This is a genomic window from Psychromarinibacter halotolerans (assembly GCF_029168315.1).
Lineage (GTDB): Bacteria > Pseudomonadota > Alphaproteobacteria > Rhodobacterales > Rhodobacteraceae > Psychromarinibacter > Psychromarinibacter halotolerans.
In genome coordinates, this window is record NZ_JARGYD010000004.1 from 234,441 (window position 1) to 246,264 (window position 11,824).

The 11,824-nt window shown below is 64.9% G+C and carries 11 protein-coding genes; 8 read left to right on the plus strand and 3 right to left on the minus strand.

Annotated features, from left to right (window positions below; translation table 11 throughout):
* Window positions 1-171: 171 nt before the first annotated feature.
* Window positions 172-1,722, minus strand: a complete 1,551-nt coding sequence (locus tag P1K30_RS12240; protein WP_275633026.1) for a bifunctional AfsR/SARP family transcriptional regulator/alpha/beta hydrolase — start codon at window positions 1,720-1,722, stop codon at window positions 172-174.
* Window positions 1,723-1,811: 89 nt separating this feature from the next.
* The gene (locus P1K30_RS12245; protein WP_275633027.1) at window positions 1,812-2,021 is read right to left on the minus strand and encodes a hypothetical protein; all 210 of its coding nucleotides are present in this window, start codon (window positions 2,019-2,021) and stop codon (window positions 1,812-1,814) included.
* 30 nt (window positions 2,022-2,051) lie between these two features.
* Between P1K30_RS12245 and P1K30_RS12250 the strand changes: the two genes are divergently transcribed.
* The 5 genes from P1K30_RS12250 (at window position 2,052) to P1K30_RS12270 (ending at window position 6,717) form a co-directional block, all read left to right on the plus strand.
* The gene (locus P1K30_RS12250; RefSeq protein ID WP_275633028.1) at window positions 2,052-3,134 is read left to right on the plus strand and encodes a cytochrome P450; all 1,083 of its coding nucleotides are present in this window, start codon (window positions 2,052-2,054) and stop codon (window positions 3,132-3,134) included.
* A gap of 74 nt (window positions 3,135-3,208) precedes the next feature.
* Entirely contained in the window at window positions 3,209-3,877 is a 669-nt protein-coding gene (locus P1K30_RS12255) for an STAS domain-containing protein (protein WP_275633029.1), read from the plus strand.
* Between the two features lie 137 nt (window positions 3,878-4,014).
* On the plus strand, window positions 4,015-4,260 hold the full coding sequence (locus P1K30_RS12260; RefSeq protein WP_275633030.1) for a DUF1127 domain-containing protein: 246 nt from the start codon (window positions 4,015-4,017) through the stop codon (window positions 4,258-4,260).
* A gap of 47 nt (window positions 4,261-4,307) precedes the next feature.
* On the plus strand, window positions 4,308-5,396 hold the full coding sequence (locus tag P1K30_RS12265) for a glutamine synthetase beta-grasp domain-containing protein (RefSeq protein WP_275633031.1): 1,089 nt from the start codon (window positions 4,308-4,310) through the stop codon (window positions 5,394-5,396).
* A 25-nt stretch (window positions 5,397-5,421) separates the two neighbouring features.
* Window positions 5,422-6,717 carry an ammonium transporter family protein gene (locus P1K30_RS12270; RefSeq protein ID WP_275633032.1) on the plus strand — a complete coding sequence of 432 codons (1,296 nt, stop codon included), beginning with the start codon at window positions 5,422-5,424 and terminating at the stop codon, window positions 6,715-6,717.
* A 57-nt stretch (window positions 6,718-6,774) separates the two neighbouring features.
* On the opposite strand, the gene P1K30_RS12275 is transcribed toward P1K30_RS12270, so the two are convergent.
* Entirely contained in the window at window positions 6,775-7,461 is a 687-nt protein-coding gene (locus tag P1K30_RS12275) for a GntR family transcriptional regulator (protein ID WP_275633033.1), read from the minus strand.
* Between the two features lie 180 nt (window positions 7,462-7,641).
* On the opposite strand from P1K30_RS12275, the gene P1K30_RS12280 reads away from it, so the two are divergent.
* From P1K30_RS12280 to P1K30_RS12290, 3 genes are all read left to right on the plus strand, one after another.
* Window positions 7,642-9,564 (plus strand): ABC transporter substrate-binding protein, encoded by a 1,923-nt coding sequence (locus tag P1K30_RS12280; protein ID WP_275633034.1) that lies wholly within the window; start codon window positions 7,642-7,644, stop codon window positions 9,562-9,564.
* A gap of 83 nt (window positions 9,565-9,647) precedes the next feature.
* The gene (locus P1K30_RS12285; RefSeq protein WP_275633035.1) at window positions 9,648-10,634 is read left to right on the plus strand and encodes an ABC transporter permease; all 987 of its coding nucleotides are present in this window, start codon (window positions 9,648-9,650) and stop codon (window positions 10,632-10,634) included.
* Window positions 10,631-11,821: an ABC transporter permease gene (locus P1K30_RS12290; RefSeq protein ID WP_275633036.1), complete on the plus strand. Its 1,191-nt coding sequence runs from the start codon at window positions 10,631-10,633 to the stop codon at window positions 11,819-11,821. Before P1K30_RS12285 ends, P1K30_RS12290 begins: the two co-directional genes overlap by 4 nt.
* The last annotated feature ends 3 nt before the right edge of the window (window positions 11,822-11,824 follow it).

Consider the following 11,824-nt stretch of genomic DNA (forward strand, 5'->3'; position numbering starts at 1 on the left):
TGGCTGCCTTCGACAGACGGCTCGGCCCATTGCCCTTGGGCCGGGCTGCCCCTCGTGCGGGCGGCGACCGTGAGCGTCGTACCGTGCGATAAGGAGGGCGCGCCATCTTGTCCGATCCCCATCGGCGCGTCCTCCGACCTTTCCCGATCCTTTCACCGGCGCCCGGTCACCTCAGATCCGGTGTTCCGCCAGAAACGCGGCCGAGGCCTGCACGCAGTGCAGCCAGGCCGGTTCCGTATCCATCAGAATGTGGTTGCGGCTTTCCAGCGGCACGAAATGCGCGTCGGGGATGCCAGCGGCCAGTTCGCGGCCAAGGTCCAGCGGAATGCGCTGGTCGTGGCGCGAGTGCAGCACAAGCGTCGGCGCTTTCACCTTTTTCAAGCGGTCCCGCACGTCGATGTGCCCGAACGCGTTCTGGAACCGCGCCGCGTTGGCGGGCGAGGTCGTCAGGCGCTGGAATTCATCGAACCACGCAAGGTCTTCCTGCGTCGCCTCGGGCATGAAGGTCTGCGAAAAGATGTGCCGATACGCGGGGTTGTCGGTGCCCCAGCCGACTTCGGTCAGGGTCAGCACCGCCTCGCGCCGGGCCTGTTCCTCTGGCGTGGCTAGGTGGCGCCATCCGGCCGCGTAGCCGCCGATCAGGATCAGCCCGCTGACCCGCTCGGGATGCCGCACCGCATATTCGATCGACACCGCCGCCCCCTGCGAGATGCCCAGCAGGGGAAAGCGTTTCAGCCCCAGCTTGTCGGCCACCGCTTCCAGATCCTCGACGAAGGCATCGAAGCTCAGGTCGTCCACGTCCCAGTCGGACAGGCCGCATCCACGCTCGTCGTAGCGGATGAAGGTACGGGTGCGGGCGATCTCGGCAAAGCTTTTGCCCCAGATCGGGCTGCTCCAGTCGAATTCGAGGTGGTTGAGCCAATTCGCGGCCTTCAAAAGCGGCGGCCCCTCACCGATAGAGGCGTAAGCGATCTTGGTGCCGTCCTGCACCTCGCAAAAGCCGATGCGCTGGGCCTGCAGCGAACGGGCGCGCGCGTTGGCGATCCGCTGCGACGGATCGTCGAAGGTCGGCACCGGGCCAGAGGATCGCGTCGGCTGCACCTGTCGCGGGGCCGAAGCTTTCGACGCCTCGCGGTTCGGCACCTCTCGTTCGAACCCTTCCGCGCCCTCGGGGTCTTCCTCTTGCCACAGCCGCAGCCACTTTTGCGCGGCGATGCTGTCGACCTCGGGATGACCGGCAAGCGATTTCAGCACCGTGACGCGGGCGATGCGCGCGTCCTCGCGCTCGGCGGTCAGCCAGTTGTCGAACGCGTCGTCGCCTGCGCCGTCCAGCCCGTCGAGGAACACGTGGGACAACGTGCCGGCAAGCCGCTCCAATGTCTCGACCGACGGCGCGGCGTTGCGGTCGCGCAGGCAGGCTTGCATGGAACGCACGTCGACCTCGACGCCATCCATGTCGAACTGCACCCGTTCGCGGTCTGCGATGATTCTCTGCTGCGTCTCGGTGTCGACCACCTTTCGCAGTTTGCTAAGCGACCACCGCAGCGCGGCCTTGGGGTCGTCGGGCAGATCCCACAGCATCTCGCACAGGCGTTCGCGGCGGTGCGGCCGCCCGGTGGCGACCAGAAAGGCCAGCAGCGCCCGTGCCTTGCGTGATGCGGGCAGGGGGACTTCGCGTCCGTTCGAAATGACTTTGAGCTCGCCGAAAAGCGAGATTTCCATGACTTCGGGCAATTCAGGCTCCGAGAAATACAACGTCCCCGTGTACCCGTTACCACCCCGCCGACAACGCTGACAACAACGCTTCACCGTCAAAAGGGATTCGTGGGCGGCGAATTGCCGTTCTTTCGAAATATCGCACGGCGCGGATCAAGACACGGGCGCGCCGCCGGAAATATTTTGCGACGGAGGCAGAAATGTATGAGATAGCGGCGCGGTGGCCGGAAAAAATTGTCGACGTCGAGATTGATGTTCTCGCGGTCGATCCGCATGCCGAGATTGCCGCCCGTCGGGCGCAGCATCGGATTATACGGCGCGCAGGGGATCAATACATGGTCCTTCGTGCATGTGATGTTTACGAACTTCTCACGCATCCAGACACGCAACAGATCGACGGGGTCGATTACGTTCGCCTGAACGGCATTCCGCCGGGCGCCGTCGCGACCTTCCTGACGGATTTCTTCCTGTTCGCGAATGGCGAGGATCACCGCCGCAAACGCGGGCTTTTCTCGCGCGCTTTCGGGCGGGCCGAGATCCTTGCCGCCCGTCCGCGAGTACGGGCTGCCGCCGACAAGATGGTAGCCGCGTTGCCGCGCGGCGAGGCGTTCGATTTCCTTGCCGGCATGGCGACGCGGCTGCCAGCCGAGCTGACGGCGGCCATGCTGGGCCTGCCGGAAGCTGAGGCCACCTATTTCGCGCACCGCGCGTCGGTCGTGGCCCCGGCCATGAGCCGAAACTACCCGCACGAGACCCACGCCGAGCTTGAGGATGCAGTCGTCGAGCTGGTGTATTTCATCGAGGTGCAGTTGCGCGCACGGCTTGCGGCGCCGCAGAACGATCTGCTGACCGCCCTTGCCGTGAACTGGGACGCCTACCGCGAGGTGCCGTTCGAAAGTCTTGTGCATCAGGTACTTGGGCTGATCGTTGGCGGCGCCGATGCCACGCCTGCTGCCTTCGCGATGGCGGTCGCGCTTGCCGCGGGGCCGGGCGGCGACTGGCAGGGGCTGCGGGACGATCCGGGCCTGATCCCGGCTGCCGTCTCGGAAGCCTTGCGGGTCGAACCGCCATTGGCCTCGGTCTCGCGCTATGCGCGCGGGCCGGTGACATTCGGGGACGCGACGATCCCGAAGGGCGCGACCATCTGCGCCAGCCTGCTGTCCGCCCTGCGCGATCCCGACGTCTGCGCGCGGCCCGATGTGTACGACATCCACCGGGCGGACCGGCCCCCGCATCATCCCGCCTTCGGGCTGGGTCCGCACCGCTGCATCGGCGAGATGCTGGCGCGGATCGAATTGGAAGAGGGGCTAGCGGCGCTGACGGCCAACGCCCCCGACCTAGAAGTGCTGGTGCCCCCCGCGATGCGCGGGATCGACGGCATCCGCGCCATCACCCCGATGCAAGTCCGCATCCGCTGACCAAACCCGATGTCCTTTCCCAACCCGGGCGGTTCGCGTCCGGGACGGCGAAAGCGTTCCAGAAAGCAGAGATCATGAAATTCAAAACCGATACCATTGGCGATTGTCTTATCTTTTCGATCCACGGCGAGATTGATCGCCGCGCCGCCGGTCCGTTGTACGACGCATTGGTGGACGTGCTCGAAGCAGGCTGGACCCGCCTGATCGTCGATCTGTCAGACGCGGGGCGCCTGACACGAGCCGGTGTGCGCGGGCTGGTCGTGGCCGGCAAGCTGATGCAGGGCGTACGCGGCGAGATGCGTCTTGCCGGGCCGGACGCCGCAGCGCGGGCGCTGTTGATGGGGCTGGGGTTCGGTACGCTTCTGAAATGCGAAGACGATGTGGATACGGCCCTTGCTTCGATCTGCCGGGCAGAGGCTGTGCGGCTTGACCGTATCGCGCGGTCGCACGCCGAGGTGATGACCGCACCGGCCCGCCCCTGCGAGACGCCGCGCACCGGGTCCGATGGGCGCCACATGACCTTTGCGCGGTATTTCGAGATCGCGCAGGTCGAACATGCCCGCAAGCTTCTGTCCGAAGGCGCGCTTACGACCGATCAGGTCGCCGCCGCCTGCGGCTTCGAGACACCCGAAATCCTGCGGCAGCAGGTGCAAGAGCACCTTGGCCTGTCGCTGACCGACCTTGCCCGCCGCAGGCGCGGGCAATTGCACGGATCCCGGCAAAGACAGCGCCTGCTGTCCTGACCGCGGAACCGACCCGACCCCAGAACAGCCGCGCCCGACGCGTGGCGTCACCCGATCCCACGCCCCTTGGAGGAGGGGGGCGGGAAGACAGGTCCGCGCATTGCGGCGGGCCGCCTCGTAACCATTGGAGATTCAAGATGTACAACAATCAGATGGCGATGGCCTTTACCGGCCTAGACCTTTCCTATCGCAGCATTGTCGGACAGTCGCAGGCGCACCTGCGCCACCGTCGGCGCCGCCCGTCCATAGTGGCGACGCTTTTCGGCTACTTCCGCAGCCGCCGGGATTACCAGCGGCTGGAAGCCTTGCCCGACTACCTGCTCGATGACGTGGGCCTGACCCGCGCCGACGTCGCCGCCGCCTCGCGGTTGCGATTCTACTGAGCCCAGTTGCTCCCCCCCCCAAAAAATCCAAAGAAGGATATTATAAGATGACTACGACCGGTTTTGCCGAATACATCTGGCTGGACGGCACCCAACCCACGCAGAAGCTGCGGTCCAAGGCGCGGTTCGTCTGCGTCCCGGATCAGCCCGAGACGGCGCATTTCCCCGAGTGGAGCTTCGACGGTTCGTCGACCAATCAGGCCGAAGGCGACGATTCCGACTGCCTGCTGGTTCCGGTGCGCATCGCCACCGACCCCCGTCGCGGTGCTGGCAACTGGCTGGTGCTGTGCGAGGTGCTGGACGCCAAGGGCCAGCCGCATCCCACCAACCAGCGCGCCCACCTGCGCGGATTGCTGTCCGACGCCGGGGCCGACGCCGCGCCGTGGGCCGGCTTCGAGCAGGAGTATACAATCTATCAGGACGGACGCCCGCTGGGTTTCCCGACCAACGGCTTCCCCGCGCCGCAGGGACCGTACTATTGCAGCGTCGGCGCCGACGTGGCGTTCGGCCGTGACCTTGTGGATGCACACGCCAAGGCCTGCATCGACGCCGGTCTGATGATCTACGGCATCAACGCCGAGGTCATGCCCGGCCAGTGGGAATTCCAGATCGGCTATCGCGGCATCGAGGGCGAACCCTCGGACGTGCTGACCATGGCCGACCACCTGTGGCTGGCGCGCTTCCTGCTTCACCGCGAGGCGGAACGGTTCGGGTGCCGCATCTCGTTCGACAACAAGCCGATGGTCGGCGACTGGAACGGGGCAGGGATGCACACCAACTTCTCCACCGCCGAGATCCGGTCGCCCAAGACCGGCAAGGCGGCCATCGACCGCGCCGTCACGGCGCTGGAACGGCACCACGCCATGCACATCCGCAACTACGGTGCGGGGCTGGCCGAGCGTCTGACCGGGCTGCACGAGACCTGCTCGATCGAAGAGTTCCGTTCGGGCATCGCGCATCGCGGCGCGTCGATCCGCATCCCGCAGCCCGTGGCGCTGAAGGGCTACGGCTATTTCGAGGATCGCCGCCCCGGTGCGAACGCGGACCCGTACTTGGTGGGCGCCTGCCTCGTCGAGACGGTGTGCCTGCCTGAAACCACTGGCGGCGCGCTGCCCGAGATGGCGGTGGCCGGCTAGGGCCCCGCGCAAAAGGAGTTTCGACATGAAACGGAAATACCTGGTGCCGGGTGCTGCCCTTGCGGTGGCCCTGGCGACAGGCCCCGCGTCCGCCACAGAGCTGGCGGACGCCACGGGGGCCTATCTTCTCAACACCCTGTTTCTGCTGATCTGCGGGGCACTGGTCATGTTCATGGCCGCCGGTTTCGCGATGCTCGAGGCCGGCAGCGTCCGCAACCGGTCGGTCACCGCGGTCTGCGCCAAGAACGTCGCGCTGTATGCCGTGGCCGGGGTCGTCTTCTACCTCTTCGGTTATCAGGCGATGTACGGCGAAAGCCTTTCGGGGCTGATCGGCATTCCGGGCATCTGGCACGCCGACGACGCGGCGGCGCTTAGTGGGGCGGACCTGTCGGGTCATGCCTCGGGCGCGGACTGGTTCTTCCAGATGGTCTTTGTGGCCACGGCGGCATCGGTCGTGTCGGGTGCGCTGGCGGAACGGGTTCGCTTCTGGGCCTTCGTCGCCTCGACCGTGGTGCTGGCGGCGGTCATCTACCCGGCGGTCGGACACTGGACCTGGGGCGGTGGCTGGCTTGCATCGCTGGGCTTCGCGGACTTCGCGGGCTCGACCATCGTGCACTCTGTCGGCGGATGGGTCGCCCTGACCGGGATCGTCATCCTTGGTCCGCGCCTGGGGCGCTTTGGCCCGACGGGTCAGCCGCTGGCGCTTGCACCGTCCTCGCTGCCCTACGTGACGCTGGGCACGTTCATCCTGTGGCTGGGCTGGTTCGGCTTCAACGGCGGCTCGCAACTGTCTTTCTCGACGGTCGAAGACGCGGTGGCGGTGTCGAACATCTTCGTCAACACGAACGCCGCAGCGGCAGCGGGCGTCCTTGCAATGGCGATTGTCAGCTTCGCGCGGTCCGGAAAGATGGACCTGCCGCTGATGCTGAACGGTGCGCTTGCCGGGCTTGTCAGCATCACGGCCGAGCCAGCGGCCCCCGGTATGGCCAGTTCAATGGCAATCGGCGCGGTCGGCGCACTGGCGATGCTGGGCGCGACGCGCTTGCTGGAAGGGCTTGGTCTGGACGACGCGGTCGGCGCGATCCCGGTGCACCTTGCGGCAGGGGCGTGGGGCACCATCGCGGTCGCTTTCTCGAACCCCGACGCCAGCCTTGCCGTTCAGGCGCTGGGCGTGGTGGCCGTGGGCGGTTTCGCGGCGACGGTGTCTTGGGTGGTCTGGACCGTGATCGACGGGCTGATGGGCGCGGGGCTTCCGCGCGAGCAGCAGAAGGACGGATGCGATCTGACCGAGTTCGGGATGCCTGCGTACAAGTTCGACTGAGGTCGAGCCGCCTAAAACATGGACGGGTGCGCTTTTGCCGGCGCGCCCGTTTGCCGTTCAGCCGCGCGCCGCCGCCATCCGCATCTGTTCGATGATATGGCGGCCAGAGCCCTCGACATGGCGCGTGATCACGGCACAGGCCGTGTCCACATCCTGTTCGCGGAATGCCTTCAGCAGGGCGCGGTGTTCTTCGATCACCGCTTTGCGGCGGGTCAGCGACACCGGATACCGGTGGCTGATCGCGCCCAGAATTTCCCGGTGCTTCTGCCACATGTCGAACATGTGCCGGTTGTAGTGGCTTTCGTACGTGACGTTGTGAAACGCCGTATCCAGATCCGAATGCTTGCGTTCGTCCGCGAAGTTCAGGTCCTCGATACGGGACTGAATGCGATCAAGCTCGGTCAGTTGGTCTTCGGTCACCATCTCGACGAAGGTGCGGGTCAGGTAGGGTTCGATCAGCATCTCGACTTCGAACACGTTGCGCACGAAGCTTTCGTCCACCGGCCGCACCCGCGCGCCGCGATTGGGGTTCAGGACGACGAAGCCTTCGCCCCGCAGCATTTGCAGCGCCTCGCGCACGGGGCTGGTCGAGACGCCGTGGCGGCGGGCAAGGTCCGATACCTTCAGCCGCTCGTTCGGGGACAACCGCCCCGCGATGATATCCTCGCGGATCAGATCGCAGACCGGACTCTCGGCCGGAGCCGGATCGGCCAAAGGGGTCACGTTATCTGCTTTCGTCGACATGAGGCCCTGATTTATCAGGTTTTCTCGCTTCGCCAAGGTGCTTTCTCATCTGTTTTATACACGAGTATTGACAAATAGTGCACGATCTTGGACCGTTTGTGTAGGAAAATCGGCGAACAGTGCATATCGCTGCGATTCCGACAGCGCCAGGAGGGGCGCGACAGAGGAGGAGACAATCCAATGCTTGATTTCGGACGGCGCGTGCGCGCGCTGCCCTTGGGTCTTGCCGGCCTTTTGGCTGTGACGGCAGGCGCATGGGCGCAGGACTATCACCAAGCGCCTATGCTGGATGCGATGGTGGAAAGCGGCGACCTGCCGCCGGTAGAGGAGCGGCTGCCGGCCAATCCCTATGTCGAGGATATGATCGACAGCGTCGGCACCTACGGTGGCACGCTGCGGACCACGATCCTTGCGAACGGCGACCACTACAACCTGACCCGGACCACCGCGAACGAGCTTCTGGTGCGCTGGGACCCGACGTGGTCCGAGGTCGTCCCAAGCCTTGCCGAAGAGTTCACGGTGTCGGACGACGCCACCACCTACACCTTCACCCTGCGCGAAGGGCTGAAGTGGTCGGATGGCGCGCCGTTCACCGTCGAGGACATCATGTTCTGGTATGAAGATGTCTTCATGAACGAACAGCTGAACCCGTCGAAGTCGCCCACCTTTACCGTCGGCGGCGAACCCGTCGTCGTGACCCAGACGGGCGAGCGCACGGTCGAGTTCAAGTTCGCCTCGCCCTACGGGTTGTTCCTGCAACAGCTGGCTTACGGGCAGGGGCACCATCCGGTGATCTACCCCAAGCACTACCTCAGCCAGTTCCACGAAAAGTACAACGCCGACGGGCTGCCCGCCCTGATCGAGGCGGACGCGACCGCGGGCGACTGGGTGGCGCTGTTCAACTCGAAGGTGTCGCTCTCGTTCCAGCCGCAGTTCTGGCAGAACCTTGATCTGCCCACGATGAACCCGTGGGTTCTGACCGTGCCTTACGCCGATCAGGAACGCGTCGTGGCAGAACGGAACCCGTTCTACTGGAAGGTCGACCCGGACGGCAACCAGCTGCCCTATATCGACGGCATCACCTGGGCCAAGATCGACGACCCGCAGCTGATGGCCCTGCGCATGACCTCGGGCGATTTCGACTTCGCCTTCCGTCACATCAACAACTCGACCTTCCGGTCGGTGCTGTATGACGGGCAGGATAGCGGCAACTATCGCTTCGTCGACGTGATGGACCTGCCGGCGAACGACGCGGTGGTTCTGCTGAACCTCAACGTCGAGGACGACACCAAGCGCGAGATCTTCCAGAACAAGGATTTCCGCATCGCGCTGTCGCACGCCATCAACCGGCAAGAGATCATCGACCTGATCTACGTCGGGCAAGGCGCCCCGGCGCAGGTGGCGATCCAGCCGGACCACGAGCTGTTCAACGAGACGCTCGCCAGCCAGTACACCGAGTACGACACGGCCAAGGCGAACGAGATCCTTGACGGCATCATGCCCGAGAAGAACGGCGAGGGCATCCGCCTGATGCCGAACGGCGAGCCGATGGTGATTAACTTCATGGTCGCCGACGTGTTCGGTCTGTCCTACCCGGACGTGATGCAGATGGTGCAGCAGTATGCCCGTGACATCGGCGTCGACATCCAGATCCGCACCACCGACCGGGCGCGTCTGAATACGATGTGGTACGCGAACGAGCACGAGGCCTACATGTGGAACTGCGTCGGCGGTCTGTCCGAAGCCTACAGCGACGTGCGCTGCTACATGCCGTTCCTCAAGGCGGACATCTTCTTCGCCTCGAAATGGGCGGACTGGTACTCTGACCGCTCGACGGGTGAAGAGCCGCCCGAAGCCGTGAAAGAGCTGATGGCAGCCTACGACGACGTCAACGCGGCGGCCACCGATGCCGACCGTCTGGCCGAGATGCAGGAGTTCCTGTCGCTGTCGGCCGAGCAGTTCCTGACCATCGGCATCTCGCGGCCCATGCCGAAGTACATGATGGTGTCCAAGGACCTGCGGAACGTGGTGGACGGTATCCCGATCACGGGCAACCTCTGGCACCCCGCACCCACGCTCACTCAGTGGTGGTTCGACCGCTGAGCTGACTGCCGGGGCGTGGGCCTCTCTCTCCCGCCCATGCCCCGGTCTCCCCTGACTGAAATTCCCGAAAGACCGGACCCGAGATGCTGAGCTTTCTCGCCAGAAGACTGCTGTACGCGATCCCCACGCTGATCGCGGTGTCGGTGGTCGCCTTTATCATCATCCAGTTGCCGCCCGGCGACTACCTGTCCACGCTGATGGCCGACTGGGCCAGTCAGGGTGGCGCCGTCGAAGAGGGCACGCTCGCCGCGATGCGCGAACGCTACGGCCTCGACCAGCCGATGTACGTCCAGTACTTCAAGTGGGTCACGGGCATCGTGACGCGCGGCGACTTCGGCATCTCGTTCGAGTTCGGCAAGCCGGTGACGGAACTGATCTGGAACCGCCTTGGCTATAGCTTCCTGCTGGCGATCCTGACGCTGATCTTCGTCTGGGCCGTCGCGATCCCGATCGGCATCATCTCGGCGGTGCGCCAGTATTCCGTCACCGACTACGTCGCGACCTTCTTCGCCTTCTTCTTTCTCGCCTTGCCGAACTTCGTTCTCGCACTGGCGGCGATGTATGTACTGGCGGCGTTCTTCGACCAGTCGGTCGGCGGGCTGTACTCGGCGCAGTACATCGACGCGCCGTGGTCGTGGGGCAAGTTCGTCGACTTCCTGAACCACGTCTGGCTGCCGATCTTCGTCATCGGCACCGGCGCGCTGGCGACGATGGTGCGCATCATGCGCGCCAACCTGCTGGACGAACTGTCCAAGCCCTATGTCACCACCGCCCGCGCCAAGGGCATGTCCGAACTGGAACTGCTGCTGCGCTATCCCGTGCGCATGGCGCTGAACCCGCTGATCTCAACGCTGGGCTGGATTCTCCCGACCGTCATCTCGGGCGAGATCCTCGTTTCCGTGGTGATGAGCCTGCCGACGACCGGGCCGCTGCTGCTGCGCTCGCTGCTGTCACAGGACATGTATCTTGCCGGATCGCTGATCATGCTGATCTCGGTCCTGACGATCATCGGCACGATCCTGTCCGACATCCTTCTTGCCATCGCCGACCCGAGGATCCGTCTGGAATGACCAAGACCTACAAGGAACCAGAGCCGGACTTCACCTATGATCCGGCGATCGAGACGACAGACCCCGCGGTCAGTCAGGAAACGGCGGGGCACGAGGCGAACCTTGCCGCCGCTGGTCAGTGGAAACTGTTCTGGCTGAAGTTCCGCAAGCACAAGCTGGCGGTTGTCAGCCTTGCCGTGGTGCTGGTGCTGTACCTGATCGCGGCCTTCGCGGAATTCGTGGCGCCCTTCGACCCGAACCAGACCTCGGCAACCTACACCTACGCGCCGCCGCAGCGATTGCAGCTGTTCCACGAGGGCCAGTTCATGCCGCATGTCGACGGGATGAAAATGACGCTGAACACCGACTCGATGCGGCGCGAGTTCGAGCGTGATCCGGCCAACCCGATTCCGGTGGGCTTCTTCGTCAAGACGCAGCCCTACGAGTTGATGGGCTTCATCCCGATGGAGACCAAGCTGTTCGGCCCGCTAGAGCCGGGGCCGCGGTCGCCGATGTACATCTTCGGCGCCGACCGGCTGGGGCGCGACATCTTCAGCCGCACCGTCTATGGCGCGCGCATCTCGCTGTCGATCGGGCTGGTGGGCGTGGCGCTTAGCCTTGTTCTGGGCGTGCTGATCGGCGGCATCTCGGGCTTCTTCGGGGGCAAGGTGGACACGGTCATCCAGCGGGTGATCGAGTTCCTGCGCTCGATCCCGACGATCCCTTTGTGGATGGGCCTAGCCGCCGCGATCCCGCTGTCATGGCCACCCTTGCGGGTCTACTTCATGATCACGATCATCGTGTCGCTGATCGGCTGGACCGGCCTTGCACGAGAGGTCAGGGGCAAGTTCCTGTCGCTGCGCAACGAGGATTTCGTCATCGCCGCCCGGCTGGACGGGATGAGCGAGATGGGCATCATCGTGCGCCACCTCGTGCCGTCCTTCCTGTCGCACATCATCGCGGTCCTGACCCTGTCGATCCCGGTGATGATCCTTTCGGAAACCGCGCTGTCCTTCCTTGGCATCGGGCTTCAGCCGCCCGCGATCTCGTGGGGCGTCCTGCTGCAAGAGGCGCAGAACATCCGCGCCGTCAGTCAGGCCCCGTGGCTGCTGTTCACCCCGGCCACCGCCATCGTCATCGCCGTGCTGTCGCTGAACTTCCTCGGCGACGGGCTGCGCGATGCCGCCGACCCCTATGGAAAGGTGTGACGC

What these genes read in the sequence shown, in the direction of transcription:
- P1K30_RS12240 (WP_275633026.1), bottom strand. Translation starts at nt 1,722, where the DNA reads ATGGAAATCTCGCTTTTCGGCGAGCTCAAAGTCATTTCGAACGGACGC.
- P1K30_RS12245 (WP_275633027.1), bottom strand. Translation starts at nt 2,021, where the DNA reads ATGCTGCGCCCGACGGGCGGCAATCTCGGCATGCGGATCGACCGCGAG.
- P1K30_RS12250 (WP_275633028.1), top strand. Translation starts at nt 2,052, where the DNA reads ATGGTCCTTCGTGCATGTGATGTTTACGAACTTCTCACGCATCCAGAC.
- P1K30_RS12255 (WP_275633029.1), top strand. Translation starts at nt 3,209, where the DNA reads ATGAAATTCAAAACCGATACCATTGGCGATTGTCTTATCTTTTCGATC.
- P1K30_RS12260 (WP_275633030.1), top strand. Translation starts at nt 4,015, where the DNA reads ATGTACAACAATCAGATGGCGATGGCCTTTACCGGCCTAGACCTTTCC.
- P1K30_RS12265 (WP_275633031.1), top strand. Translation starts at nt 4,308, where the DNA reads ATGACTACGACCGGTTTTGCCGAATACATCTGGCTGGACGGCACCCAA.
- P1K30_RS12270 (WP_275633032.1), top strand. Translation starts at nt 5,422, where the DNA reads ATGAAACGGAAATACCTGGTGCCGGGTGCTGCCCTTGCGGTGGCCCTG.
- P1K30_RS12275 (WP_275633033.1), bottom strand. Translation starts at nt 7,461, where the DNA reads ATGTCGACGAAAGCAGATAACGTGACCCCTTTGGCCGATCCGGCTCCG.
- P1K30_RS12280 (WP_275633034.1), top strand. Translation starts at nt 7,642, where the DNA reads ATGCTTGATTTCGGACGGCGCGTGCGCGCGCTGCCCTTGGGTCTTGCC.
- P1K30_RS12285 (WP_275633035.1), top strand. Translation starts at nt 9,648, where the DNA reads ATGCTGAGCTTTCTCGCCAGAAGACTGCTGTACGCGATCCCCACGCTG.
- P1K30_RS12290 (WP_275633036.1), top strand. Translation starts at nt 10,631, where the DNA reads ATGACCAAGACCTACAAGGAACCAGAGCCGGACTTCACCTATGATCCG.